The 26,606-nt window shown below is 62.7% G+C and carries 24 protein-coding genes and 1 pseudogene; 13 read left to right on the top strand and 12 right to left on the bottom strand.

Annotated features, from left to right (window positions below; translation table 11 throughout):
- Nucleotides 1-322: 322 nt before the first annotated feature.
- Nucleotides 323-607, top strand: a complete 285-nt coding sequence (locus tag IVA92_RS31760; protein WP_247278762.1) for a hypothetical protein — start codon at nucleotides 323-325, stop codon at nucleotides 605-607.
- A gap of 113 nt (nucleotides 608-720) precedes the next feature.
- On the opposite strand, the gene purU is transcribed toward IVA92_RS31760, so the two are convergent.
- On the bottom strand, nucleotides 721-1,584 hold the full coding sequence (gene purU / locus IVA92_RS31755; protein WP_247278763.1) for a formyltetrahydrofolate deformylase: 864 nt from the start codon (nucleotides 1,582-1,584) through the stop codon (nucleotides 721-723).
- A gap of 145 nt (nucleotides 1,585-1,729) precedes the next feature.
- On the opposite strand from purU, the gene IVA92_RS31750 reads away from it, so the two are divergent.
- Together IVA92_RS31750 and IVA92_RS31745 are read left to right on the top strand one after the other, a co-directional pair.
- Complete coding sequence (locus IVA92_RS31750) at nucleotides 1,730-2,569, top strand: uroporphyrinogen-III synthase (RefSeq protein ID WP_247278764.1); 840 nt, start codon at nucleotides 1,730-1,732, stop codon at nucleotides 2,567-2,569.
- A gap of 176 nt (nucleotides 2,570-2,745) precedes the next feature.
- On the top strand, nucleotides 2,746-4,008 hold the full coding sequence (locus tag IVA92_RS31745; protein ID WP_247278765.1) for an MFS transporter: 1,263 nt from the start codon (nucleotides 2,746-2,748) through the stop codon (nucleotides 4,006-4,008).
- Here IVA92_RS31745 and IVA92_RS31740 read toward each other — a convergent pair.
- Nucleotides 4,005-4,679: a Crp/Fnr family transcriptional regulator gene (locus tag IVA92_RS31740; protein ID WP_247278766.1), complete on the bottom strand. Its 675-nt coding sequence runs from the start codon at nucleotides 4,677-4,679 to the stop codon at nucleotides 4,005-4,007. The two genes, IVA92_RS31745 and IVA92_RS31740, sit on opposite strands and share 4 nt — an antisense overlap.
- A 336-nt stretch (nucleotides 4,680-5,015) precedes the next feature.
- Between IVA92_RS31740 and IVA92_RS31735 the strand changes: the two genes are divergently transcribed.
- The 6 genes from IVA92_RS31735 (at nucleotide 5,016) to IVA92_RS31710 (ending at nucleotide 12,161) form a co-directional block, all read left to right on the top strand.
- Nucleotides 5,016-5,837: an ABC transporter ATP-binding protein gene (locus IVA92_RS31735; protein WP_247278767.1), complete on the top strand. Its 822-nt coding sequence runs from the start codon at nucleotides 5,016-5,018 to the stop codon at nucleotides 5,835-5,837.
- A complete protein-coding gene (locus IVA92_RS31730) occupies nucleotides 5,834-7,765 on the top strand; it encodes a long-chain fatty acid--CoA ligase (protein WP_247278768.1) in 1,932 nt (643 codons plus the stop codon). The genes IVA92_RS31735 and IVA92_RS31730 overlap by 4 nt, the downstream gene beginning before the upstream one ends.
- Before the next feature lie 118 nt (nucleotides 7,766-7,883).
- Nucleotides 7,884-8,777 (top strand): branched-chain amino acid ABC transporter permease, encoded by an 894-nt coding sequence (locus IVA92_RS31725; protein WP_247278769.1) that lies wholly within the window; start codon nucleotides 7,884-7,886, stop codon nucleotides 8,775-8,777.
- Between the two features lie 3 nt (nucleotides 8,778-8,780).
- Nucleotides 8,781-9,854, top strand: a complete 1,074-nt coding sequence (locus tag IVA92_RS31720) for a branched-chain amino acid ABC transporter permease (RefSeq protein ID WP_247278770.1) — start codon at nucleotides 8,781-8,783, stop codon at nucleotides 9,852-9,854.
- 42 nt (nucleotides 9,855-9,896) lie between these two features.
- Nucleotides 9,897-11,180: an ABC transporter substrate-binding protein gene (locus tag IVA92_RS31715; RefSeq protein WP_247278771.1), complete on the top strand. Its 1,284-nt coding sequence runs from the start codon at nucleotides 9,897-9,899 to the stop codon at nucleotides 11,178-11,180.
- 141 nt (nucleotides 11,181-11,321) lie between these two features.
- Entirely contained in the window at nucleotides 11,322-12,161 is an 840-nt protein-coding gene (locus tag IVA92_RS31710; protein ID WP_247278772.1) for an ABC transporter ATP-binding protein, read from the top strand.
- On the opposite strand, the gene IVA92_RS31705 is transcribed toward IVA92_RS31710, so the two are convergent.
- The gene (locus tag IVA92_RS31705; protein ID WP_247278773.1) at nucleotides 12,158-13,312 is read right to left on the bottom strand and encodes an AGE family epimerase/isomerase; all 1,155 of its coding nucleotides are present in this window, start codon (nucleotides 13,310-13,312) and stop codon (nucleotides 12,158-12,160) included. The genes IVA92_RS31710 and IVA92_RS31705 overlap by 4 nt on opposite strands.
- Nucleotides 13,313-13,401: 89 nt before the next feature.
- Between IVA92_RS31705 and IVA92_RS31700 the strand changes: the two genes are divergently transcribed.
- The 3 genes from IVA92_RS31700 (at nucleotide 13,402) to IVA92_RS31690 (ending at nucleotide 15,774) form a co-directional block, all read left to right on the top strand.
- Nucleotides 13,402-14,625 carry an AMP-binding protein gene (locus IVA92_RS31700; protein WP_247278774.1) on the top strand — a complete coding sequence of 408 codons (1,224 nt, stop codon included), beginning with the start codon at nucleotides 13,402-13,404 and terminating at the stop codon, nucleotides 14,623-14,625.
- An 89-nt stretch (nucleotides 14,626-14,714) separates the two neighbouring features.
- Nucleotides 14,715-15,230: an HAD family hydrolase gene (locus IVA92_RS31695; RefSeq protein WP_247278775.1), complete on the top strand. Its 516-nt coding sequence runs from the start codon at nucleotides 14,715-14,717 to the stop codon at nucleotides 15,228-15,230.
- A 181-nt stretch (nucleotides 15,231-15,411) separates the two neighbouring features.
- On the top strand, nucleotides 15,412-15,774 hold the full coding sequence (locus IVA92_RS31690; RefSeq protein WP_247278894.1) for a hypothetical protein: 363 nt from the start codon (nucleotides 15,412-15,414) through the stop codon (nucleotides 15,772-15,774).
- Between the two features lie 115 nt (nucleotides 15,775-15,889).
- Here IVA92_RS31690 and IVA92_RS36195 read toward each other — a convergent pair whose 3' ends face one another.
- The 8 genes and pseudogenes from IVA92_RS36195 to IVA92_RS31655 all read right to left on the bottom strand — a co-directional run bounded on the left by IVA92_RS36195 (nucleotide 15,890) and on the right by IVA92_RS31655 (nucleotide 22,985).
- Nucleotides 15,890-16,012 carry an NAD-dependent epimerase/dehydratase family protein gene (locus IVA92_RS36195; RefSeq protein WP_346658135.1) on the bottom strand — a complete coding sequence of 41 codons (123 nt, stop codon included), beginning with the start codon at nucleotides 16,010-16,012 and terminating at the stop codon, nucleotides 15,890-15,892.
- A gap of 96 nt (nucleotides 16,013-16,108) precedes the next feature.
- Nucleotides 16,109-16,521 (bottom strand): annotated as a pseudogene (locus IVA92_RS36190) (NAD-dependent epimerase/dehydratase family protein).
- Nucleotides 16,522-16,561: 40 nt separating this feature from the next.
- Nucleotides 16,562-17,647, bottom strand: a complete 1,086-nt coding sequence (gene gmd / locus IVA92_RS31680; protein ID WP_247278776.1) for a GDP-mannose 4,6-dehydratase — start codon at nucleotides 17,645-17,647, stop codon at nucleotides 16,562-16,564.
- Between the two features lie 149 nt (nucleotides 17,648-17,796).
- Nucleotides 17,797-18,894: a DegT/DnrJ/EryC1/StrS family aminotransferase gene (locus IVA92_RS31675; RefSeq protein ID WP_247278777.1), complete on the bottom strand. Its 1,098-nt coding sequence runs from the start codon at nucleotides 18,892-18,894 to the stop codon at nucleotides 17,797-17,799.
- Nucleotides 18,895-18,904: 10 nt separating this feature from the next.
- The gene (locus IVA92_RS31670) at nucleotides 18,905-19,372 is read right to left on the bottom strand and encodes an acyltransferase (protein WP_247278778.1); all 468 of its coding nucleotides are present in this window, start codon (nucleotides 19,370-19,372) and stop codon (nucleotides 18,905-18,907) included.
- Nucleotides 19,369-20,430 carry a Gfo/Idh/MocA family oxidoreductase gene (locus IVA92_RS31665; protein ID WP_247278779.1) on the bottom strand — a complete coding sequence of 354 codons (1,062 nt, stop codon included), beginning with the start codon at nucleotides 20,428-20,430 and terminating at the stop codon, nucleotides 19,369-19,371. Before IVA92_RS31665 ends, IVA92_RS31670 begins: the two co-directional genes overlap by 4 nt.
- A 228-nt stretch (nucleotides 20,431-20,658) precedes the next feature.
- On the bottom strand, nucleotides 20,659-21,675 hold the full coding sequence (locus IVA92_RS31660; protein WP_247278780.1) for an NAD-dependent epimerase: 1,017 nt from the start codon (nucleotides 21,673-21,675) through the stop codon (nucleotides 20,659-20,661).
- Nucleotides 21,676-21,695: 20 nt separating this feature from the next.
- Nucleotides 21,696-22,985, bottom strand: coding sequence for a nucleotide sugar dehydrogenase (locus tag IVA92_RS31655; protein WP_247278882.1), 1,290 nt, complete (start codon nucleotides 22,983-22,985; stop codon nucleotides 21,696-21,698).
- Nucleotides 22,986-23,421: 436 nt separating this feature from the next.
- Here IVA92_RS31655 and asnB point away from each other — a divergent pair, with 436 nt between their 5' ends.
- Nucleotides 23,422-25,356 (top strand): asparagine synthase (glutamine-hydrolyzing), encoded by a 1,935-nt coding sequence (gene asnB, locus IVA92_RS31650; protein ID WP_247278781.1) that lies wholly within the window; start codon nucleotides 23,422-23,424, stop codon nucleotides 25,354-25,356.
- A gap of 1 nt (nucleotide 25,357) precedes the next feature.
- Here asnB and IVA92_RS31645 read toward each other — a convergent pair whose 3' ends face one another.
- The gene (locus IVA92_RS31645) at nucleotides 25,358-26,557 is read right to left on the bottom strand and encodes a glycosyltransferase (protein ID WP_247278782.1); all 1,200 of its coding nucleotides are present in this window, start codon (nucleotides 26,555-26,557) and stop codon (nucleotides 25,358-25,360) included.
- Nucleotides 26,558-26,606 lie beyond the last annotated feature (49 nt).

The raw sequence follows: 26,606 nt of genomic DNA, 5'->3' as shown, positions 1-26,606 counted from the left end.
CGATTACGCCGGCGACCCGAGCGTCCAGATTGACGCCATTTGTACGATTGTACAAATAAAATGGACTTGTCAACGAAATCCGTTGCCCGCGGTCACGCTACTTCCTCGCGAGCCTCGGCCCGCAGTCTAGAAGCGCGACGGACTGCGTGGATGGAGGATTTCGCTCTCTTTTGCAGAATGTGTACCTCAGCGAGGCCTTGATCGACACTCCTCGGTAATAAAATACCCACCTCGAATAAGTCTATTTTACCGTGTTGAAGGCTATTCTCCTCGCGCCGGCCCGGTCCGGCGTCCAACGACCGAACGCGCGCGCACCGATACAATGCCCAAGATTCTTCGTTCCGTCCTCGTCCTCGCTGCCCTCGCAGCGGGGCTGGCCGGCTGCGGCACCGTCAACGAAAGACTCTCTGCCGGCATGGGCGACTACGTCCCGCAATGGGCCGGCGGCCTGCCGGCGGATGCCCCGCCCCGGCCGGGCACCCCGCAATACGACGCCTACATGAAGGAGCGCGAACGCAAGCGGCTGATGCCCGCCGCCGATCGCGAAAAGGAAGAGCAGGCGCAGAAGGGCGCGACGGGATCTTCGTCAAGCAGCGCGGTGCGGTAGGCCGTCATTCCGGGGCGATGCGTCAGCATCGGACCATGGCGCGCAACTTGCGCACGCCGAGAATCTCGAGATACCGGGTTCGCCTCTTTGAGGCGCCCCGGGATGACAGCGCATCAATCCACAAACACCACGGTCTTGCGGCCATTGAGGATGACGCGGTCGTCGAGATGGTAGCGGATCGCGCGGGCCAGCACACGGCGCTCGATGTCGCGGCCCTTGCGGACCAGGTTTTCGGGCGTATCGCGATGGCTGATGCGCTCGACGTCCTGGTCGATGATCGGACCCTCGTCGAGATCACGCGTGACGTAATGCGCGGTCGCGCCGATCAGCTTGACGCCGCGCTCGTGGGCCTGGTGATAGGGCTTTGCGCCCTTGAAGCCCGGCAGGAACGAGTGGTGAATGTTGATACAGCGCCCCGACAGTTTTGCCGAGAGATCGTCCGACAGGATCTGCATGTAGCGGGCGAGCACGACGAGATCGGTGCCTGTGCTGGCGACGAGGTCGAGGATCTGCGCCTCCTGCTCGCGCTTGGTCTCCTTGGTCACCGGCAGATGATGGAACGGAATGCCGCCGAAATCGAGCCCGGCATAGACCTCGCGCGGATGGTTGGAGACGATCGCGGTGGGAATCATCGGCAATTCGCCGGTGCGCCAGCGATAGAGGATGTCGACCAGGCAGTGGTCGGACTTCGACACCAGCAGCATGACCTTGCGGTGCGCGGCGCGGTCGCGCATCTGCCATTCCATGCTGAAACGTTCGGCGATTGCCGCAAAGCCGGTCTGGAGCGCCGACAGCTCCACGGCGAGATCGGCCGCGGTGAAGACCACGCGCATGAAGAACTTTTTGGTCTCGACATCGTCGAACTGCTGGGCGTCCAGAATGTTCTGTCCATTGTGGGCGAGGAACGTCGACACAGCCGACACGATGCCCGGGCGATCCGGACAGGACAGGGTCAGGACATATTGATGATCGGGCATGTCTCTTGATGAAGGTTTGGGCAAAGGCCCGCGGAACTAGCTGCGATTTGCGGCCTCCTCTAGCACCGACGCCGCCCTTGCGCCAATCCCAAGCGCGGAGTCAGGATGAACGTACCATTGCGATTTGACTGACCGGAGCACGCCTATGGCCGATCGCTTGAACGGCACCCGCATCCTCATCCTGGAGACGCGCGAGGAGGCGCAGTTTTCGAAGCTTCTCGCCGAGCAAGGCGCCGAGGTCGTGCAGTGCCCGATGTTCACCATTCACGATGCGCCGGATCCCGCACCGGTCGAAGCCTGGGTCCGACGCGCCATCGACAGGCCGTTCGACGACCTCGTGTTGATGACGGGCGAAGGCCTGCGCCGGATCATGAAGCTCGCCGTCGCTCGCGGGCTCGATCAGGCTCTCGTGGCAGCGCTTGCCAAATCGCGAAAATTCACCCGCGGCCCAAAGCCCGGCAAGGCGCTGCGCGAGATCGGCCTCGAGGCGCAGCAGACCACGGAGAAGCCGACCAGCGAGGGCGTAATCGAGATGCTGGGCAGGCTCGACCTGAAGGGCCGGCGGCTTGGCCTTCAGCTCTATCCGGACAAGGACCACAGCGCGCTGACCGGCGCGCTCGCCGCGCAAGGCGCCGAGGTCGATACCGTGCTGCCGTATGTTTACGATTCCAAGGCGGCGGATGCCAACATCGTCACGGCCATCGACGACATGGCCGAGGGGCGGATCGATTGCATCGCGCTGACCAATCTCGGCCAGGTCCGCCGCCTGATCGAGGCCGCGAAAGCGCATGGCAGCGAGGCCAAGTTGCGCGCAGGCCTTCAACGGACGCTGATCGCCTCGGTAGGTCCGGCGGTCTCCGGCGAACTCGCCGCGCACGGCCTGCGTACAGACATCTCACCGCCAGAGGACGCCTTTTTCATGCGTCCGCTGATCTCGGCGATGGCCGCGGCGCTGGCAGAACGGAAGCCAGTGGCGACGCGTTGATCCGCGGGGCCGGGTCTCCGCAATCCGGTCGCGCGCTTGCGGTGGGCCGGCGCGCTGAAACGGCGGCGCATGGCGGCATGCGGCAGCTTCGATTGACACCGGCGTCCCCGACGCTACCTTCTCGCGCAGAAGAAGAAACAAAGTAAAGGAATCGCCGTGACACGCGTCATCGCGTCGTGAGCGCAGCTGCGCGACGATCGGCGCTCGCGCCATTCCGCATCCGCAATTATCGCTTCCAGTGGCCGTCCGACCTGCTTACCTCCTGGGCATTCGAGGTCGAGACGCTGGTGCTCGGCTGGTACATCCTGGTCGAGACCGGCTCAGTGCTGCTGCTCACCGTGCTTGCATCGCTCCAGTTCGTCGGGACGCTGGTGGCGCCGGTATTCGGCATGATCGGCGACCGTATGGGTCATCGCGACCTGCTGGTCGCGATGCGCCTTGCCTATACGGTGCTCTCGTCGACCATCATGGCTCTGGCGTTGACCGGTCATTTGTCGCCGCTCAGTGTCATGGTCATCGTCGCGATCATGGGCCTGATTCGGCCCTCGGATCTCGGCGTCCGGGGCGCGCTGCTTGCCGAGATCATGCCGGCCGAGCAACTGGTCGGCGCCATCAGCGTTGCGCGCACCACCCAGGACAGCGCCCGCATCGCCGGAGCATTGACGGGCGCCGGATTGTTCGCCGTTCTTGGCATTGGCCTCGTCTATGTGGCGATCGCATGCCTCTATCTCGTGGCCGCGCTGCTCATGCTCTGCCTGACCCGGCCGAAAAGGACCGTCACCACGAGCGATCTCCCGGCGAACAGTCACGCGATGTCCCGATTATTTGCCGACCTCAAGGAGGGGATCGTCTACGCCTGGAACGGCCCGGGAATGCGCGCGGCGCTGTGTGTCGCCTTCCTGGCCAATCTCACCGCATTTCCTTTCACCGGCGGACTGCTGCCCTACATCGCGCGGGAGATCTTTCAGACCGACCAGACCGGCCTCGGCTATCTCTCGGCGAGCTTCGCCGTCGGCTCGCTGATCGGCTCCATCACGCTGAGCTTGGTGAACGGACTGCGCATTGCCCGGCTCCTGATCGGCGCGACGCTGGCCTGGTACGCCATGCTGCTGGTATTCGTCGAGATCAGGACCCTGCCGGTGGCGATGGCCTGCCTCGTCCTCGCCGGTATTGCGCAGAGCATGTCGATGATCTCGGCAGCCGTGATCCTGATGCGGACGGCGAGCGCACATCTGCGCGGTCGCGTCATGGGCGTCCGCATGATGGTGATCTACGGCCTGCCGCTCGGACTACTCGCGGCCGGCAGCCTGATCGATATCATCGGCTATTCCGCCACGGGTTCGCTCTATGCCGCCTCAGGGATCATCGCGATGCTGGCAATCGCGATCCGCTGGCGCGCCGACCTCTGGCCGGTGCACGCCCCCGCAAATGCGCGTTAGTCCCCGTATCCGCGCAGCCGCTCGATATCGAGGATCGTGACGCCGCCATATTCGAGCCGGAGCAGCCCCTCTTTCTCCAGCCGGTTCAACGCGCGGTTGGCGATCTGGCGGGACATGCCGGAGAGCGCGCCGATCTCCTCCTGGGTGATCTGCAGATGCGCAGTCGATTCGGGATAGAGGATCGGGTTGAACAGCGAGGCAATGCTGCGCGCGAGGCGCGCGGTGGCATCAAGCGTGCGGTTGACCTCGAGCATGCCGATGAACTGGCCGAGCCGCTCGTTGAGCTGGCGGACCAGGAAGCGGTTGAAGCCGACACTGTTTTCAAACAGCCACATGAAGGCGCTGCGTTCCATCAGTGCGACCCGGCTGTCGCGCAGCGCGACCACGTCGTAGCGTCGCGGCTCGTTCTTGAGCACGCTGCCTTCGCCGAACCAGGCCCCTGCCGTCAGCCCGGCAAGACTCGTCTCCTTGCCGTCGCGCGACACCCCGCCCATCCGGGCAAGGCCAAAGACCATGCCGGCCCAGTAGCCAAAGGTGTCGCCGCGCATGAACACGGTCTCGCCGGTGCCGTAGGACCGCTCGGTGATTCCGGCGCGTGCGACCTCGATCTCGGCCTCCGTGAGCTCGCGCGACCAGGCGGCGATGCGCTTCAGTTGATCCTCTGAAATCATGATCTCGAAGCCAGCCGCACCGTTTCGTCACTCCGCCCTTCTGCTGCACTGCAACATGATCACCTCGGCCGCCATCCGACCAAAGATGGACGCCGCGCCCGCCCGAAAAACTTTGTCACCGAATTGTCAGGCCGAAGACATTTCAAAATAGCGCTTTCCCGTATTGAGAGCCACCTTGGGCGATGCGGCCTTTGCGCCCTGATGGGAACGAAGGTCGCGCGGCTCCGGTCGAGACCAATGGCTGCATGGCCTCACCAGGACGACCGTACTAGGATCGCCCGAAAACAACGGATGAAGAGCGCAATTGAATGCGCCATCACCGGGAGGGATTTGTTGGTGGGTACTAGTCTAGAAGTGCGCGGCGTGTCCTTGCGATTCGGTGGCGTCCGTGCGCTGGCCGATGTGGGCTTCGCCATCAGGCAAGGCGAGCTGTTCTCGATCATCGGGCCCAACGGCGCCGGCAAGACCTCGATCGTGAACTGTATTTCCGGCCGCTACAGGCCGACCGAAGGCCAGCTCCTCTACCAGGGTCGCGACATCACCGGTTTGACGCCGAACGCCCGCGCCTCGCTCGGCATCGGCCGCACCTTCCAGAATCTCGCGCTGTTCCACCACATGAGCGTGCTCGACAACATCATGGTCGGGCGCCATCACCTCCTGAAGAACAATTTCCTCACGGGCTCGCTGTACTGGCTCACCGGCGCGCGCAAGGAAGAGCTCGAGCACCGCCGCAAGGTCGAGGAGATCATCGACTTCCTCGATCTCCAATCGGTGCGAAAAGCCACCGCCGGCACCCTCTCCTACGGCTTGCGCAAGCGCGTCGAGCTCGCCCGCGCCATGGCGCTGGAGCCGCGCCTCATCCTCCTCGACGAGCCGATGGCCGGCATGAACTTCGAGGAGAAGGAGGACATGGCGCGCTACATCGTCGATCTCAACGAGGAGTTCGGGATGACGGTGGTGATGATCGAGCACGACATGGGCGTGGTGATGGACATCTCGCATCGTGTCATGGTGCTGGACTTCGGCAAGAAGATCGCCGAGGGCGATCCCGCGGCGGTCCTTGCCGACCCTCACGTCAAGCGTGCCTATCTTGGTGAGGAAGACGAAGTGCTGGTCGATCCGGACGATGCCCCGCCGGCGCAGGAGAGCGCGGCATGATGGATTACGCAGGACGCGTAGCGCAGGCCGACACCTATCCCAAGATGCTCCGGCTCAATGCGAGGGAGCATGGCAACGAGATCGCGTTGCGCGAGAAGAATCTCGGGCTCTGGCGCATCTTCACCTGGAACGACTACCACACGCGGGTGCGCGACTTCGCGCTCGGGCTCGTCGAGCTCGGCCTCGGCCGCGGCGACGTCATCGGCATCATCGGCGACAACCGGCCGGACTGGGTCGCGGCGGAAGTCGCGACCCATGCCGTTGGCGGCTTGAGCCTCGGGCTCTATCGCGACGTGCTCGACGAGGAAGCCGCCTATCTCCTGACTTATGGCGAAGCGCAGCTCGTCTTCGCTGAGGACGAGGAGCAGGTCGACAAGCTGCTCACCCTCGCCGAGCGCGTGCCGAAGCTGAAGCACATCATCTATTCCGATCCGCGCGGCATGCGGAAATATGACGATCCCAGGCTGATGTCGGCCAAGAAATTCGCCGAGCTCGGCCGCGCGCGGGCCGTTCGGGATCCGAAGCTTTACGATCGGCTCGTGGATGCGACCAAGGGTGAGGACGTCGCGATCCTCTGCACGACGTCTGGTACCACCTCGCATCCAAAATTGGCGATGCTCGCGGCCGGCCGCGTGCTCAGCCATTGCGCGACTTATCTCGCCTTCGATCCGAAGGGACCTGATGACGAATACGTCTCGGTGCTGCCGCTGCCCTGGATCATGGAGCAGGTCTACGTGCTCGGCAAAGGCCTCTTGTGCCGGATGAAGATCAACTTCGTCGAAGAGCCCGATACGATGATGAACGATCTGCGCGAGATCGCGCCGACCTTCGTATTGTTCGCGCCGCGCGTCTGGGAATCGATCGCAGCCGATGTCCGCGCCAAGGTGATGGACGCCACGCCGTTGAAGCAGCGCCTGTTCGATGTCGGCATGAAATCGGGTCTGGCCGCACTCGCGCAGCGTAAGCGCTCGGGTTTTGCCGACGCGATCTTATTCCGCGCACTGCGCGACCGGCTCGGTTTCACGCGTCTGCGCTCGGCCGCGACCGGCGGCGCGGCGCTCGGTCCTGAAACGTTCAAGTTCTTCCAGGCGATGGGTGTGCCGCTGCGCACGCTCTATGGCCAGACCGAGCTGTTGGGCGCCTATACGCTGCATCCCGAGGGCAAGGTCGATCCCGACACGACAGGCGTACCAATGGCCGACAATGTCGAGATCCGGATCGACAACGCCGACGTCCACGGCGTCGGCGAGATCGTGGTGCGGCATCCCAACATGTTCCTCGGCTATTACAAGAACCCCGAGGCGAGCGTCGCTGACCTCAAGGACGGGTGGCTCTGTTCGGGCGATGCCGGCTATTTCAACGCTCAGGGGCAATTGGTCGTCATCGACCGTATCAAGGATCTCGCCGAGACATCGCGCGGCGAGCGCTTCTCGCCGCAATTCATCGAGAACAAGCTGAAGTTTTCGCCCTATATCGCCGAGGCCGTGGTGCTGGGCGCCGGCCGCGACACGCTCGCTGCCATGATCTGCATCCGCTACTCCATCATCTCGAAATGGGCGGAGAAGAACCGGCTCTCGTTCACGACTTACAGCGACCTCGCCTCACGGGCCGAGGTCTATATGCTGCTGCGCAAGGAGGTGGAGACCGTCAACGCGACGCTGCCGCCGGCCCAGCGCATCTCGCGTTTCCTGCTGCTCTATAAGGAGCTCGACGCCGACGACGGCGAACTCACCCGCACCCGCAAAGTGCGCCGTAGCGTCATCAACGAGAAGTACGCAGGGATCATCGATGCGATCTACCGCGGCGATTCAGACATTCCCGTCGACACCGTGATCCGCTTCCAGGACGGCACCACGCAGCGGGTCCGCACGACGCTGCGCGTCGTGGATCTGGGTGGGCATCGGCACATGGCGGAGGCCGCGGAGTGACACACGTGATCGTCATGCGCAGGCTTGACCCGCGCATCCATCCCCTTCCGAGCAAGCTTCCGTCCACATCGATGGATTGCCGGGTCGGGCCCGGCAATGACGAACTGGGTCAACCGACATGAACACCGCCTTCCTCTTTCAGCTCCTGGTCAACGGCCTCGTGGTCGGCACGCTCTATGGCGTGGTCGCGATGTCGTTCGTGCTGATCTACAAGGCGACGCAGGTCGTCAATTTCGCGCAAGGCGAGCTGCTGCTGGTCGGCGCCTGGGTGTGCTGGGCCTTGCTGGCGAAATACCAGGTGCCGTTCTGGATCGGCATGCCGATGACGCTGGTGTTCATGTTCGTTTTCGGCATCGCGGTCCAGGTGCTGATCCTGCGGCCGATGATCGGCGAGCCCATCATCTCGGTGATCATGGTGACGATCGGCCTCTCCACCGTGCTCCAGGCGACGCTGAAATGGATGTTCGGCGTCAATCCGCAGCCGTTCCCGCGCGTGTTCGAGAGCCAGTCGGTCAGCCTGTTCGGCCTTCAGATCCAGACCGTCTATGTCATGAGCCTTGTGGTGTCGGTGGCGATGATGATCGGCATGGCCTGGTTCTTCCGCGCCTCCAAATATGGTCTTGCGATGCGCGCCACCGCATTCAACCAGCAGGTCGCGCAGTCGCTCGGCATTTCCGTGAAAAGCGTGTTCGCGATGGCCTGGGCGATCTCCGCGACGGTGTCGGCCGTCGCCGGCGTCGTCGTTGCAGTCGTGAACGGTGTGTCCTCTGGCCTTGCGGCCTACGGCATCAAAGTGTTCCCGGCGGCGATCCTCGGCGGACTCGATTCGGTCGGCGGCGCCGTGCTCGGCGGCATCATCATTGGGCTACTGGAGAACGTCGCGCAATATGTTGACAGCGAATATCTGCACTGGGGCAATCTCTACGAGATCGCGCCCTTCTACGTCCTCATCATCGTGCTGATGATCAAGCCTTACGGCCTGTTCGGCACCCACGACATCGAGCGGATCTGACCCATGGCCGGCCCTGCCCTCATCCCCGCTGGTGATTTCCGCACCACTTATGCCGCGGACACCACGATCTTCCCGACCACGACCAGCCGCAATTTTGCGATCGCCGGCGTGTTGCTGCTGTGTCTCGCGCCACATTTCTTCAGCGGCTACTGGCTCAGCATCTTGATCCAGATCGGCATCTTCTCGATTGCGGCCCTGGGGTTGAACATTCTCGTCGGCTTCACCGGCCAGATCTCGATCGGGCACGCCGCGTTCTTCCTGCTCGGCGCCTTCACCTCGGCCTACATCTCCAACAACGCGCCGATCCCGGTGTTCTTCGCAATTCCGCTCGCCGGGATCGTCACTGCGCTGGTCGGGCTGATCTTCGGCATCCCGGCGGCGCGGCTGAAGGGCCTCTATCTCGTCATCGCGACGCTGGCCGCGCAATACATCCTGCTCGACTTCTTCTCCCGGGCCGAATGGTTCTCGGGCGGATCGGTGCCTGCGAGCGCCGAGCCGTTCTCGATTCTGGGCTACACGCTGCGCGGCGACAGGCAGTATTTCTACGTCGTGCTGGCCTATGTGCTGGCGAGCTACATCCTCGTCACCAATCTGATGCGCACGCGCGACGGCCGCGCGCTGGTGGCGATCCGCGACCATTATCTCTCAGCGGAGATCATGGGCATCAATCTCACCAAGTACCGCACGCTCTCGTTCGGCCTCGCCGCCTTCTTCGCCGGGATTGCCGGTGCGCTCTATGCGCATTACCAACTCGTGGTCTCCCAGGAAGGTTTCGGCATAGAGCGCTCGATCCTGTTCCTGGCCATGATCATCATCGGCGGCACCGGCTCGATCATGGGCACGCTGATGGGCACCGCCTTTGTGGTGCTGCTGCCGGAATCGATGGAATTCCTCAGCCTGCACTTGAAGGGAGGCGCAATCGACAAGGCGCTGTCGCTCAACAACAACGTCACTTTCCTGCGCGAGATCGCGATCGGGGTGATCATCATCGCGTTCCTGATGTTCGAGCCTGATGGACTCGCGCATCGCTGGCGGCAGATCAAGGCTTACTGGAAACTCTACCCGTTCTCGCATTGAGCGCGGAAGCTTCACTTAAACAATAACAGGAGGAACCGACCCATGACGATGAAGTCCCTTTTGAGCACCGCATCGCTCGCGCTTGCGATCGCCGCATTCTCGGCAGGCGCGCAGGCACAGATCGCGATCGGACATCTCGCCGATTATTCCGGCGGCACCTCCGACGTGGGCACGCCCTATGGACAGGCCGTCGCCGACACCTTCGCCTGGGTCAACAAGAACGGCGGCGTCGGTGGCAAGCAGCTCAACGTCGACACCAACGATTATGGCTATCAGGTGCCGCGTGCGATCGCGCTCTACAAGAAGTGGTCGGCGCCGGACTCGAAGGTCGCTGCGATCATGGGCTGGGGCACCGCGGACACCGAGGCGCTGACCGGCTTCCTCGCACAGGACAAGATTCCAGACATGTCCGGTTCCTATGCCGCCGCGCTGACCGATCCCGAAGGCGTCAGCGGCAAGGCCAAGCCTGCTCCCTACAATTTCTTTTACGGCCCGAGCTATTCCGACGCGCTACGCGCGATGCTGATGTGGGCGGCCGAGGACTGGAAGACCAAGGGCAAGTCCGGCAAGCCGAAATTCGTCCACATGGGCGCCAACCATCCCTATCCGAACGCGCCGAAGGCCGCCGGCGAAGCCATGGCACAGGAGCTCGGCTTCGAGGTGCTGCCGCCGCTGGTGTTCGCGCTCGCACCCGGTGACTACAGCGCGCAGTGCCTCAGCCTGAAATCTTCGGGCGCCAACTACGCTTATCTCGGCAACACCGCGGCCTCCAACATCTCAGTGATGAAGGCCTGCAAGACCGCGGGCGTCGAGATCCAGTTCCTCGGCAACGTCTGGGGCATGGACGAGAACGCCGCCAAGACTGCAGGCGATGCCGCCAATGGCGTGATCTTCCCCTTGCGCACCGCGGTGAGCTGGGGCGGCGATGCGCCCGGCATGAAGACCCTGATGGAGATCTCCAAGATGTCCGATCCCACCGGCAAGGTCTATCGCCCCGTACACTACGTCGCCGCCGTCTGCTCAGCGCTGTACATGAAGGAAGCGCTCGACTGGGCTGCCAAGAACGGCGGCGCCACGGGCGAGAACGTTGCCAAAGGCTTCTACCAGAAGAAGGACTGGGTTCCGGCCGGGATGGAAGGCGTCTGTAATCCCTCGACCTGGACCGACAAAGACCACCGCGGCACGTTGAAGGTCGATCTGTATCGCACCAAGGTCTCAGGTCCGACCGATGGCGACCTCAACGACCTCATGGCCAAGGGCACGATCAAGCTCGAGAAGGTCAAGACCGTCGAATTGCCGCGCAAGCCGGAATTGCTGGGGTGGTGAGCCCCCGCTTTCGCCCCCCACACAACTGTCATCCCCCGCGAAGTCGGGGGATCCAGTACGCCGCGACCTCTCGGGAACGTTGGGCGTCTCTGGAATACTGGGTCACCCGCCTTCGCGGGTGACGACAGCGGAGAAGACTGCATGATCCAGACCGCCGAAGCAACGCGCCCCAACCCCAGCATCGTGCCTGCGTCCGCCCTCCTCAGCGTGCGCAACATCGAGGTCGTCTATGACGACGTCATCCTGGTGCTACGCGGCCTCAGCCTCGATGTGCCCAAGGGCGCGATCGTGGCGCTGCTAGGGGCCAACGGCGCCGGCAAGTCGACGACGCTGAAGGCGATCTCGGGGCTGCTCAAGACCGAGGACGGCGAGGTCACGCGTGGCGAGATCCTGTTCGAGGGCGACCGCATTAACGGCATCGATCCCGACAAGATCGTGCGCCGCGGCATCTTCCAGGTGATGGAGGGCCGGCGCATCGTCGCCGACATGACCTCGCTGGAGAACCTCAGGCTCGGCGCCTTCACCCGCAGGGATCGCGAGGTCGATGCCGACCTCGACATGGTCTTCAACTACTTCCCGCGCCTGAAGGAACGTACCGGACTTGCCGGTTATCTCTCGGGCGGCGAGCAGCAGATGCTTGCGATCGGCCGCGCGCTGATGGCGCGCCCGAAAATGATCTTGATGGACGAGCCGTCCATGGGATTGTCGCCGCTGCTGGTGAAGGAGGTGTTCTCGATCATCCAGAAGATCAACCGCGACCTCGGCGTCACCATTCTGCTGGTCGAGCAGAACGCGCGCGCCGCACTCTCGGTGGCGAGCCACGGCTATATCATGGAGCAAGGCAAGGTCGTGCTCGACGGCACCGCGGACGAACTGCGCGACAACGAGGACGTCAAGGAATTCTACCTCGGTGGCGCCGGCGACCAGCGCAAGAGCTTCAAGAACCTCAAGAGCTTCAAGCGGCGCAAGCGCTGGCTTTAACTTTCCAGCACCTGTTCCGCTTCCGTGACTGCGCAGAGAACATGATAGAACGACGATGCAGGAATGGTGTCGATCAGCGATTTGCCGTCGCGGTCGAACTGATCGTACCAGCCGCCCTTCACGGGATGGCTGAGATAATGCCGTTCGAGCCGCAACAGCGCTGCACGCGCTTCATCCGCCGCGCCCGCCTCGCCGGACTCTGCCTGCGCGATCCACGCCTTCGCGATCTCGGTCTGGGGCCACAGCCGACGCGTGCTGCGGCGGATGTTGCCGGCGTCGTCGCCCTCGTCGATCAGGCAGCCCGTGGCCTCGTCGCGGTAGCGCAGCGAGGTCGCCAACAGTTCAGCGCGCCGCTGCGCGGTCGGGCATCCCGTGATGCGTTCGAAACCCTTCAGGAGCCAGACCCATTCCGCCTGGTGACCCGGCTCGACGCTGATCGGCTCGATCTTCGACCAGTCCTCCTCGAAATACTCGCCGAGCACGCACTTGCGCTTGTCATAGAGATTGGCCAGGAACAGCGCAAAGAACTCACCGGCGCGGTTCTGGAACGACAGATCGTGGGTCGCCTCGAAGCAGGCGATCATCGCCTCGAACAGATGCATGTGCGGGTTCTGCCGGCGCGGCAGCGAGACCGGAAGGCCTTCGTGGACGCCACCATGCGGCGAGCGCAGATGGCCGTCGAGGAAGGCGAGCAGCGCATCCATCTCGGCGCGCACCTGTGCATCCTGGTCGAAGGCGTAGACCGTCGCGAGCGCAAACAGGATGAAGGCGTGGTCATAGGCATCGCGCCGGGCATCCAGCACCGCCCCTTCCGGCGTCAGCCGGTGCACATAGCCGGGCCGGCCGTCGGGCGCCTTCGCTCTGTCCAGCAGGTGCTCCAGCCCCTTCAGCGCGATCGCTCGCCCCTCGGGGTACCAGCCCATCCGCGCGGCCTTGGCGTAGCAATAGACCTGGCGCGCCTGCACGAACACGCGCCGCGGCGCGGCCGCGTCCGCCGTGCCATCCGGGTGCAGCCGGTCGATGAAACCGCCCGTGGCGTGATCCCAGCCGACGGTCGACCACAGCGGCAGCGCCTGCTCGATCATGCGGCGCTTCAGGCGCGCGACGACGTCCACCGCCTCGTCCGCCGCAATACTTCCTTCGTCGGCCATCGGGTCCTCTTCAAGCCTCGCCAATGGCCGTCTGATACTGATGCCGGCGGCGGCGTGCAACGGACCATCCCAACCCGGAAAGATCAGCCATGACCGCTCATTACGACGCCCTCGAAACGCGCGACCAGGGCGCGCGCGAGGCCGAGCTGTTTTCCCGGCTCCCGGAGGTCCTGCGCGGCGCGATGGCCGCTCCAGCCTATGCCGAGCGGCTGAGGGGCATCGACCCCGCCTCAGTGAGGTCTAGAGAGGCGCTGGCAGGCCTGCCGGTGCTGCGCAAGTCAGAACTGCCGGCCCTGCACAAGGCTTCCAGGCCGTTCGGCGGCCTTGTGGCGGCCGCGCCGGGGTCGTTCGCCCGCCTTTTCACCTCCCCTGGGCCCATTTTCGAGCCGGAGGGGCGCCAAGCCGACCCCTGGCGCGGCGCACGGGCGCTGTTCGCAGCCGGGTTCCGCCCGAACGATATCGTGCTCAACACCTTCAGCTACCACCTCACCCCGGGCGGCTTCATCTTCGACGCATCGGCACGCGCGCTTGGTTGCGCCGTGATCCCGGCGGGTCCCGGCAATACCGAACAGCAGTTCGAGCTGATCGAGGCTTACCGGCCGGTCGGCTACAGCGGCACGCCGGATTTCCTGAAGATCCTGCTCGACGCCGCAACAAGCGCCGGCCGTGACATCTCCTCGATTAAGCGCGCCCTGGTCTCGGGCGCGGCGTTTCCGCCCTCGCTCCAGGCCGAGATCAAGTCCCGCGGCATCGACGCCTACCAGACGTTCGGCACCGCCGATCTCGGCCTCATCGCGTTCGAGACCGAAGCCCGCGAAGGCATGGTCGTCAACGAGGACTTGATCCTGGAAATCGTCAAGCCCGGCACCGGCAATCCGGTTGCGCCGGGCGATGTCGGCGAGATCGTCGTCACCTCGCTCGACCCGCACCATCCCTGGATCCGGCTCGCGCTCGGCGACCTCACCGCGGCCCTGCCAGGCGTCAGCCCGTGCGGACGCACCAACATGCGCATCAAAGGCTGGATGGGTCGCGCCGACCAGACCACCAAGGTCAAGGGCATGTTCATCCGCCCCGAGCAGATCGCCGAGATCGGCAAGCGCCATTCCGCGCTCGGACGACTACGCCTCGTCGTCACGCGGCACGGCGAGAGCGATGCGATGACCTTGAGGGCGGAAACCGCGGTCGCGAACGACGCGCTGCGCGACGAGATCGCCGCCAGCTTGCGCGCCGTGACGAAGCTCGGCGGCAACGTCGAGCTGGTCGGCCCCGGCGTGCTGCCGAACGACGGCAAAGTGATCGCGGACGAGAGGTGAGCCGCTGCCAGTCGCGCGTGTTTACGACATCCTTGACAAGCCGCCGGCGGAACGGTGAACAAGGGCCGCGAACAGCTCTTGGGGCACCTATGACGACATCAACTCGCCCGGCCGTATTCTTCGACCGCGACGGAGTCCTCAACCACGATCCGGGCTACCTCTTCGAGGCCGCCAAGTTCAAGTGGATGGATGGCGCGCGCGAGGCAGTCAGGCTGGTGAACGAGGCCGGCTATTTCGCCTTCGTCGTCACCAACCAATCCGGCGTCGCCCGCGGCTTCTATGAGGAGAGCGATGTAGACACCCTCCACGGCTGGATGGCAGAGGAGCTCGCCGCGGTCAGCGCGCATATCGATGCGTTCGAGTACTGTCCGGACCATCCCGAGGCTCCCATCGAGCGCTATCGTCGCGACAGCTACCGACGCAAGCCCAGGCCAGGCATGATCACCGACCTGATGCAGCGCTTTCCCGTCGCAACCGACAGGAGCTTCCTGATAGGCGATCAGGAGCGCGACTTGGAGGCGGCGCGCGCCGCGGGCATCCGCGGGTTGCTGTTCCGGGAAGGCAATCTGGCGACCTTTGTGCGCGAGGCTCTCAACTTGCGCTGAGCGGGAAGCCTTCCAAGTTGGGTGCCATTAGCTTCGAGGCTGTGTCTGCCATAGGCGCTCACGCATCATTCCCTTGAGCGCATCGGCGCCATAGCCGCTACCTTGACCAAGCCCTGGATCGACGAATCCGGAAAGGGCACTCACCATGATCCGACCTCCCCTTCCGCGGGAAGAAAATCGGATGTTTAGATACGCATCGCTCGCGAGCAGCCTCGACATTGTGCCGAAAACGCTCAGCCACCAGGAAATCGCGGCCGACCGGACCATCCAAGTGGTCGGGATTGCGGGGGACGACGATCTGGATGCACCGGACGCGATTACCGGGTCTCCAGTGGCAACCGGGTCACAACCGGGCACCAAGATCGAATGCCAAGCCCGGCAAGGCGTCTTGAACCGGCGTCCGGTCCTCGATGCCCACGGTCGGGAGCGGCTGGTAGGCGAGCTTGCCGCCGCGGATGCAGAAGGCCTATTGGTCTGGTTTAAGGACGGGTTCAGAAGGAATTTCCAGTTCTCGCGGTCACGACCCAAGTACACCTTGGGCTGACTTACTAAGAACGCCCCATAAGCGTGCTTCAGGCCGTCCGGGCGTGAAGTGTCGAAACGAATCTTGCCACTGTAGCCAACGACGTCGGCCACGACGCGCGCGAACTCGGTGATGGTTACGTTCTCGCCGGTCCCGATATTGATCGCTCTGCACTCGAATAGGTTTTCATCAGGTGTACGCAGGCATCCGCAATGTCCTCGACATAGAGGAACTCGCAGCGCGGGGTCCCGGGCCCCAGACAGTGACGCTCTCCGCGCCCGGCCTTCGCCTCGGCTCAGTTGTCGCCCGGGCCGTAGAGATTGGTCTGCATCACGCTGATGAAATCGCTGCCGTACTAGCTGCGATAGGCTTCCATCCTCTTGATGCCGGCGATCTTGGAATCGCATAGGGCTCGTTGGTCGGCTTCAGCGGACCAGTCAGCACAGAATCCTGCGGAGCGGCTGAGTGGCCAGCTTCGGTAGATGCAGAACGAGCCGAGAAACATCACCTTCTCGGCACCATTCTGGCACGCGGCCTGGATCACGTTCGCCGCGATCGCAATGATGTCGTAGATGAACTCGGCGCGCAGCGTGTTATTGGCGACAATGCCGCGGACCTTTGCCGCGGCGAGGAACACGACCTGCGGCTGCATCCTCGCAACCAGTCGAACACGGCAGCCCGGCTGCAGAGATCGACCTCGCGCCGCTCCCCCGTCACGAGCTTGACGTCTTCCCGCGCCAGCCGGCGCACCAACGCGCTGCCGACCATACCCCGATGGCCGGCGACTTAGACGCTCTTGCCTTTTAGCTCAAACTTTGCGGGTGCTATGAGCCGCGTCCCGTTTTGCTTCCGCCAGATCGCTCGCCATCATCTCCTCGACGAGTTCAGCAAATGTCCGCTTCGGCTTCCAGCCGAGGACCTGACGCGCCTTGCTCGCATCGCCAATCAGGAGGTCGACCTCGGTCGGCCGGAAGTAGGCCGGATCGATCTTCACGACCGTCTTGCCGCTCTTTGCGTCAATGCCGACCTCCTCGACGCCCTTGCCGCGCCATCCGATGCTGCGGCCGACCTCCGCAAACGCCACTTCGACGAATTCGCGGACCGAGCGCGTCTCGCCGGTCGCGAGCACGAAATCGCCGGGCTCGTCCACTTGCAGGATCTTGTGCATGCCCTCGACATAGTCGCGGGCGTGGCCCCAGTCGCGCTTGGCATCGAGATTGCCGAGATAGAGCTTACTCTCCAGGCCGACTTCGATGCGGGCAATCCCACGCGTGATCTTCCGCGTCACGAAGGTCTCGCCGCGGATCGGACTCTCATGGTTGAACAGGATGCCGTTGCTGGCGAACATGCCATAGGCCTCCCGATAGTTCACCGTGATCCAGTAGCCGTACAGCTTCGCCACACCGTAAGGCGAGCGCGGATAGAATGGAGTGGTCTCCTTCTGCGGCACTTCCTGAACGAGTCCGTAAAGCTCCGACGTCGATGCCTGGTAGAATCGCGTCTCCTTTTCCAAGCCAAGAATGCGAATAGCCTCTAAGAGGCGCAACACGCCGACCGCATCGGCGTTGGCAGTGTATTCCGGGCTCTCAAAACTGACCTGGACGTGGCTTTGGGCGGCGAGATTGTAGACCTCGGTCGGCCGGATCTGCTGCATCAGCCGGATCAAATTGGTGGAATCGGTCATGTCCCCATAGTGCATCAGGAATGGCACGTTGCCGGCGTGCGGGTCCTGGTAGAGGTGATCGACACGCGCGGTGTTGAACGAGGATGACCTGCGCTTGATCCCATGCACGGTATAGCCGAGGCCGAGCAGATATTCGGCGAGATATGCGCCATCCTGCCCAGTGATGCCTGTGATCAACGCCACGCGCCGCTTCGAATCCTGAGGCAACATATTTTCTCCCGAGGCGCAAACGGTGCGATCCAAATCGGGACGGTCTGTAGCATCCGACCCGGCTCAAGTCTAATGGCCAGACCACCCGGAATCGCGAATTCGGTCTCCCCAAAATGACTCTTTGCGGCCTGCGCGCGGCCACCATCCGATCAAAACTTCCGAACCAGATCGATTACCTCGTCCTGCTGCTGGCGCGTGATCTCGGCGAACATCGGCAGCGAGAGAATCCGGCCCTGATCGCGATGAGCGTTGGGAAACTGCTCCGGCCGGTGGTTAAACCGCGCATAGGCCGGCAGGAACGGCAACGCCGTGGGGTAGTTGATTGCGGTCTGCACGCCATTGGCGTTGAGATGGGCGGCGAGCGCGTCGCGGCGCGAATGCCTGATAGTATAGAGGTGATAGACGTGGCTGCGCGCCGGCGGGACCTTGGGCACCGTAACGCCCTCGATCTGGTCGAGGCTGGCGTCATAGACGTGGGCTGCGGCCTGTCGCGCCTTGGTCCAGGCGGCGAGATGCGACAGCTTGGCCGACAGGATTGCGGCCTGCAAGCCGTCGAGCCGGCTGTTAATGCCCTCAATATGGTGCTGGTGCTTCACCAGGCCTCCATGCCGCGCTAGCACAGCCATCTGCTCCGCGAGCGCCGCATCATTGGTGACGATCGCGCCGGCGTCGCCCATCGCACCGAGATTCTTGCCGGGATAGAATGAATAGGTCGCCGCCTCGCCGAAGGTGCCGACCATGCGCCCCTTGTAGCGCGCGAGATGGGCCTGGGCGCAGTCCTCGATCACCCAGAGCTTGTGCTTCTGCGCGATCGCCATGATCGCGTCCATGTCCGCAGGCTGGCCGTACAGATGCACCGGGATGATGCCGACCGTGCGCGGCGTGATCGCCGCCTCGACCGCCGCCGGATCGATCGTGAAGGTCGCGTCATCGGTATCGCAGAAGACGACAGTGGCGCCGGCATGGGTGATCATCGCCGCGGTCGAGATCCAGGAATGCGCCGTCGTGATCACCTGGTCGCCCGGCTGCACCTTCAGCGCTCGCATCGCGAGGTAAAGCGCGTCGGTGCCGTTGGCGCATGATACGCAGTGCGCGACCTCCGCAGCCGCAGCGAATTCGCGCTCGAAGGCGTCGACATAGCTGCCGCGAATGAAGGCGTTGTCGCGGATCACAGCAGCTATCGCCGCATCTATCTCAAACTTGATCGACTGATATTGCAGTTGCAGGTCGGCATACGGCACACCCATCGATCGTCCCCTATTGACTCGCCAACAGCCGGCGCGCCGGATTGCCGGCATAAGTGCCTGATATCGTGATGTCCTTGGTCACAACCGATCCTGCGCCGATGACGACGTCGTCGACGATTCTGACCGGCATGATGGTGGCGTTGGAGCCGATCGACACCCGGTTGCCGATCACGGTCTCGCGCCACAGTTCCTTGCGTCCACGCGCCGGGCCGCCGGTTGCGAACGTGTCGTTGACGAACATCACGCCGTGCCCGATGAAGCAGTCCTCGCCGATGGTGACAAGCTCGCACACGAAGGCATGCGACTGCACGCGGGTGCGCGCCCCGACGACAACGCCCTTCTGGATTTCGGTGAACGGCCCGACGAAGCAGTCGTCGCCGAGCTTGCAGCCATAGAGATTGCAGGGCTCGACGATTTTGACGCGTTCGCCGAAAGCGACATCGCGCACACTGGCCTGATGCACGTTCGCCCGGTTCACGAAACGACACCCAGCCGGCTCAGCCGCGGCGTGAAGCGCAGCGCCACCTCCTCACCGGTCTCGATCGACTCATAGAGGGCCGAGATCAGCTCCAGGCTCTTGCGGCCCTCGAGTCCGTCGACAAGCGCAGCACGCTGGTTCTCCAGACAATCGACGACGTGATGATAGTAGGCCTGATGGCCGAAGCCGTAGACGTTGGGCGGGTTGACTGAGAACCTGTCCACGACGTCCTTGTCCCACGGCAGTTCGTGGACAAAGCGCCAGTGCCGGATCTGGTTGACCGCGAAACCGGAAATCTCGACGGTGCCCTTCTCACCGAGGATCGACAGCGAGCCCTCGAGATCGGTCGGACGCGCTGCGGTCGTCGCTTCGATGATTCCAAGCGCACCGTTGCGGAACTTGAGCGTTGCAACGGCCGTGTCCTCGGTTTCGATGTTGGCCAGCGCCGTCGCCGCGCGCGCATGCACGCTCACGACGTCGCCGAAGAACCACTCCAGCATATCGACATGGTGGCTCGCCTGATTGGTCAGCACGCCGCCGTCATAGGCCCAGGTGCCGCGCCAATCGTCTTGATCGTAATAGGCCTGGTCTCGGCACCAGCGCACCCGGACCGTTCCCAGGATGAGCTTGCCGAAGCGGCCGGCGTCGAGCGCCTCGCGCGCCTTGACCACCGGCACGTTGAAGCGGTTCTGCTTGACAATGAACATCTTCACGCCGGCCTCGTCGCAGGCCCGGATCATGTCGTCGGCATCCTGCAGACGCAGCGCCATCGGCTTCTCGACCACAACGTGCTTGCCGGCCCTCGCGCAGGCGATCACATGCGCGGGATGCAGCCCGCTCGGCGTCAGCACGGCGACCGCGTCGATATCCTTGCGGGCCAGGAACTCGTCCATTTCGTAATGGGCCGCAACGCCGAACTTTGCGGCAACCGCATCAGCGCGCCCACGGATCGGATCGCACACCGCAATAAGGTTTGCTCCGTCAATGTGATTGCCACCCAGGAGATCGGAATGACGCTTCGCGATACGCCCGCAGCCGAGCAGGCCAAATCTGATCATGCAAAGGCCCTGTCTTGTCTCGTGACCGGCCATCGCAACCAGCCGAAGAGCCGAGGAAACAAGCGGCCTTGCGAGCCGCACGGTAGCGTTCCATTTCCCAGAAAACCCGGGATAAAGCAAGGCCCTGCGCCGGTCAGGCAGCGGACCGCGTACCGATCCCGCCATGTTCGTCGCCGGGCAGTCGGCAGCAAGTTCGGTCCGCGGCCAGCCGCGAGTGTCGGCCCGACCTCAAACCTTGTGGTACTCGCGGTACCACTTGATAAATCGCGCGATCCCATCCTCGATGCTCGTCGCTGGGCGGAATCCGATGTCTCGCGCCAGATCTTCGATATCGGCATACGTAGCCGGCACATCGCCGGGTTGCATCGGCAGCAGCTCTCTGATTGCTGTCCGGCCGAGTTCCTTCTCCAGCACCGAAACGACGTGTAAGAGCTCCTCGGGGTTATTGTTTCCGACATTGTAGATCTTCCAGGGCGCCCTGCTGCTCGAAGGATCGGGCACGGCCGTCGGCGCGATTGATTTGCGCTGGGGTGGACGCTCCATGAGGCGAATAATCGCTTCGGCGATATCGTCAACAAAGGTGAAGTCACGCCGCATGTCGCCATTGTTGAAGAGCTTGATCGGCGTTCCACTCAAAATCGCCTTTGCGAAAATGAACATGGCCATGTCCGGGCGACCCCAGGGACCATAGACCGTGAAGAACCGCAGTCCGGTGGCAGGGATGCCGTACAGATGGCTATAGGAGTGCGCCATCAGCTCATTAGCTTTCTTCGACGCGGCGTACAGGCTGATGGGATGGTCGACATTGTCATGTACCGAGAAGGGCAGTTTCGTATTGCTGCCATAGACCGATGACGATGAAGCAAACAGCAAATGGCCGCACCCATTGTGGCGACACCCTTCAAGAATATTGATGAAGCCTTCCAGATTTGCATCCACATACGCATGTGGATGCTCAAGCGAATAGCGCACACCAGCCTGGGCGGCGAGATGAACAACGACAGGAAAGCGATACTCGGCAAAGAGCGACTTGATACCCGCACGGTCAGTCAAATCGAGCTTCACAAAAGTGAAGTTCGGGTGGCGCTTAAGGATTTCGAGACGCGCTTCTTTCAGTCGAGGATCGTAATAGTCGTTGACGATATCCAGGCCGATGACCTTGCGGCCTGCCACCAGGAGGCGCTGCGAGACATGAAAGCCAATGAACCCGGCAGCTCCGGTGACAAGTGGTGGATCGTGCGACATCGCTTTCCCAACCATTCTTTCTATAGCCGCCAGAGCTCGATGCCGGCGGGCCTCACGCCACGGTCGAGCTTCGCCTTGACGTCGAGGATGAGGCCCGTGCCGCCATCCAACAGTCGCTGAAAGAGCGGCCAGCCTCCGGCAAGATAGCTATCATGTGCCACGGCCAAGATAACCGCATCTGCCGGACGCAAGGCATCCAGATCAGTCAGCGTTAGCCCGTACTCGTGCTTTGCATCCTCCGCGTTCGCGAGAGGGTCGTGCACCTGCACGTGGATCCCGAATGTCTCGAGCTCGCGAATGATGTCGACCACGCGGGAGTTCCGCGTGTCCGGTACATTCTCCTTAAAGGTGAGGCCAAGCACCGTGACAGTGCCTCGGCCTCCCCTTCCCTTTCCGCGAAGTAGCATTCGAACACATTCGCGGGCAATGCGCTGACCCATGCCGTCATTGATCCGGCGACCGGCCAAAATCACCTCTGGATGGTAGCCCGCTCGCTCGGCACGAAAAGTCAGATAGTAGGGGTCGACGCCGATGCAGTGGCCACCAACGAGGCCGGGCTGAAACGGCAGAAAATTCCATTTCGTGCTCGCGGCCGCCAAGACGTCGCCGGTATCGATATTCAGCACCTGAAAGATCAGCGATAGCTCGTTCATGAACGCGATATTGAGATCTCGCTGCGTGTTCTCGATGACCTTGGCAGCCTCGGCCACCTTGATGGAAGGGGCGCGATGGATGCCAGCCGTCACGACGGACCCGTAAACATCAGCAACGACGTCGAGCGTTTTTGGATCCTGAGCGGAGACGACCTTCATGATCGTCTCGAAACGGTGCAGCTTGTCACCGGGATTGATCCGCTCGGGAGAGTACCCGACTGCGAAGTCCACGCCTGGCTGCAAATCCGAGACCGCCGCCACGATGGGAATACATTCCTCTTCGATCGCGCCGGGATACACCGTCGATTCGTAGACGATGATGTCGCCTTTCTTGAGTGCACCTCCGACGGTGCGCGATGCGGCAATCATCGCCCCCAAATCCGGCCGATGCGCGTCGTCAATTGGCGTGGGCACGGTGACGATGAAAAAATCCGAGCTACGGATCGCCGCGGCATCCACGCTGAACGTCAGCGAAGCATGGCGAAGGTCGTCGGCGTCGACTTCACGCGTCCGGTCATACCCCTTGCTGAGCTCGGCGACACGGCTTGCGTCCACGTCAAAACCGACGACGGGAATACCCTGGCGCGCGAAAGCAACCGCAACGGGAAGCCCGACATAACCCAATCCAATAACTGCAATCTTTCGGGAATGTGACATCAAGAAAGTTCCGACCCAGGCTCATCGTCGACGCCGGTTGTTTAGCCGCCCTACCGCTTGCGCGGCAAGAGCGAAAGTCCTTAAAATTCCAAGGATTTTGCCGCAAAAAGCCTATGCTATTGCCAGCGCGACCTAAACAGAATAACAAGGTAAGCTAACCGCTCCGGCCTCTGGCCCCTTGAGGCACCTGCGACACACCCACATGCGTCGGTCCTTGAATTCTGTCGCCCCCAGTCCTGGTGTCGCCAGCTTTGTTCGATCGGCTCTCCTCGAGATAATCTTCTTGCTATTGGTTCGGGCCCGAGGCTGGCCGTCAACCTTCGATTGCCCTATTCCCGTGGTCCAGATGCGATGTGAACTCATGCCGCGGCAACCGCAATTGCCCGGGTTCGGTCCCTGCCCACCGACCGATTTGCAAGCCTTCCTGTAGGGCACGATGTGTGGAATCGCCGGATTTCTCGCGGACCCCAGCCGTCGGACATCGATTGACCAGCTGAAATCCATCGCTGACGACATGGACGTCAGCCTGGAACATCGCGGCCCCGACGATCACGGCGTGTGGGTCGATGCCGAAGCTGGTGTTGCGCTCGTTCACCGCCGCCTGTCGATCGTCGATCTTTCGCCCGCCGGACACCAGCCGATGCACTCGGCCGACGGCCGTTTCGTGATCGTCTACAATGGCGAGGTCTACAGCCACCTTCCGATCCGGGCCGAGATCGAAGCGACCGGTCATCGTTTTCGCGGACACTCGGACACCGAGGTCTTGCTCGAATCGTTTGCCCGATACGGAATCCGCGCGACGGCCGACCGACTGATCGGAATGTTTGCGATCGCGATCTGGGACAGGCAACTGCGAATCCTGAAGCTTATTCGCGATCGTCTCGGTATCAAGCCGATCTATTGGGCCAAGATCGGCGGACTGTTCATGTTCGGCTCGGAGCTCAAGGCGCTTCGCCAGCATCCGGGGTGGATACCTCGGATCGAACCGGCCGCGGTCGCCTCGTTCATGCGTCATAACTACATCCCCGCTCCGCACACCATCTATCGGGATGTCCACAAACTCGAGCCGGGAACCATCCTGACGCTGGAATTCGGTCGCGAACCACGCACCGAGAAATTCTGGGATGCCCGGCAAGTGGCCCTCGACGGGCTGAGCAACCCGCTCACCGGAAACGAGGCATCGCTGATCGAACAACTCGAGGCGCTCCTTGTCGATGCCGTACGCAAGCGCACGATGGCGGACGTGCCGCTCGGCGCATTCCTTTCCGGCGGAATCGATTCTTCAACCGTCGTCGCGTTGATGAAGGCCGCAAATGTAGGACCGGTAAAGACGTTCTCGATCGGCTTTGAACAAAAAGCCTTTAACGAGGCGCCTCACGCCGCTGCGATCGCCAGGCATCTCGGGACGGACCACACCGAACTCATCGTCACTTCGCAGCAAGCGCTTGAAGTCGTGCCGAAGCTTTCCGAAATTTTCGACGAGCCGTTCGCCGACTCGTCGCAGATTCCGACCTACCTGGTTTCGGCAATGACCCGCAAGCACGTCACCGTCGCTCTTTCCGGCGATGGCGGTGACGAACTGTTCTCAGGCTATAACCGATATCAGCTGACCCGGCGTTCCTGGAGGATGCTTTCGCTGGTGCCGGCCTCCCTGCGAAAGGCATTTGCGGCGAGCCTCACTTCGGTCAGCTCGGAGCGATGGGACGCCATTTTCGACTACCTTCCGGAGCATAGCTATCCACGGCTGCCCGGCGACAAGATCAATAAATTCGCGAACGTGCTCGGGTTGAACGACGCCGACGAACTGTACAGGAAGCTGATCAGCCATTGGGACCCGGCTCGTATCGCGCCTGGCGTGGCGGAAGCTCGTGGACTCCTGTGGGATAGCTCGGTAGGAGCGGACTTTCCGAATTTGCTCGATCGAATGCAATTCCTCGACTCGGTGACGTATCTTCCCGACGATATCTTGACGAAGGTCGATCGTGCGAGCATGGCGGTCGCGCTTGAAGTGAGAGTGCCGCTTCTCGATCACCGCGTTGTCGAAATGGCCTGGCGGCTGCCGCACTCCGTCAAGATCCGGCGCGGCGTCAGCAAATGGTTGTTGCGTCAGGTTCTGTATCGTCACGTTCCGAGACATCTCATCGAGCGTCCAAAGATGGGCTTCTCAGTTCCACTCGACGAGTGGTTGCGCGGCCCGTTGCGGCAATGGGCGGAAAATCTGCTCTCGGAGAAGCGGTTGCGCGAGACGGATTTCTTCGACGTCGCACTTATTCGCCGGCACTGGACCGAGCACCTGTCGCGCAAGCGCAATTGGCAGTACGCGCTGTGGGACGTCCTGATGTTTGAAGCCTGGCGTGAACGCTGGGGCTAGATCACTTCGAAAGCCCGATGCTCGGGATCTCGCCCGGACGCTTGCCCTCCAGCAAACCGCGATAAAGATCCTCGTAGCGCGACACACAAGCATCCAGGCTGAAGTTCTCTTGGGCCCGGTCTGCCGCCTTCGTGCCCATCCTGGCGCGCAATGCCCCGTCCGCCGAGAGGCGAAGGATCGCCTCGCTCATCGCCTTGGGATCACGCGGCGGCACAATGAACCCGGTTTCTCCGTCGATATTCGCCTCGGGGTTTCCCCCAACGTCCGTCGCGATCACCGGAAGCCCGGCCGCCATGCTCTCGAGGACAGCGTTCGAGAACCCCTCCTCGTGCGAGGACAGAACACTGACGTCCGCCCCACACAGAAGATCGGGCACGTCGCTTCTCGAACCGAGAAAGAGCACGTTATCCGCGATTTTCAGGTTCGCCGCTTGTTCGCGCAGCTTCCCGCCGATGCCGTCGTCTCGCCCCACCACCAATAGTCTCCAGCCGGCGGGCAAGCGGGCGCAAGCCATCGAGAAGGCCACGAGCAGGTCCTGATGCCCTTTGTAGGGGATCAGGTTTGCCACAATGACGAAAACAAGGGCGTCCTGATCGATCCTGAGGGACGTACGCATGCTCTGCCGGACCGTCGAAGACTTCTGATAGTTGGCGAAATCGATCCCGTTGTAGATCAGGCCCAGCCGATCTGCCCGGACATTTTCGTCATCGTGCAGTTGACGCACAACGCTGTTCGAATTTCCGAGAATGGCCGTCATGTAGCGATGCAGCCTAGCCTCAATCGCGGGGCCAAAGCGCATGTTGCGCTGATAGTAGTTGAGGCTTCGCCGACTCATGATCCGAACGGGAACGCGGGCCAGGATCGACGCCGGCGCTCCCAGGATGTAGGCCCCAGGCAAAAAGAAATGAGCGATCGCTGGCCGAAATCGGCGCATGACTCGGGAAAGCCAGTACACTGTCTCAGCGAGACGCGCGAGGCTTCTTATCCGTGATACGCCGCCGGAACGTCGCACGGCCGGACAGGCTATCACCTCGAAGCCGGCCGCCTCCAGACCGTCCGCGAGCTTGCCTCTTTCAGTCAGGCAACAAACTATGGGCTTCCATCGGGCGCGATCCAGCCTCGGGATGATTTCCGTCAGATGCCGTTCGGCTCCCCCGACATCGAGGGAGCCTATCACGTATATGATCGGGCGTGGGCTCATTGCCTAGAAATCGATGACAGCCTCGCCGCGACCGCGCGTGTGCCGTCGC

The organism is Bradyrhizobium sp. 154 (assembly GCF_023073875.1).
Classification (GTDB): domain Bacteria; phylum Pseudomonadota; class Alphaproteobacteria; order Rhizobiales; family Xanthobacteraceae; genus Bradyrhizobium.
The sequence above is the reverse complement of the archived record's forward strand: the minus strand, read 5'-3'. Positions and strand labels throughout refer to the sequence as shown.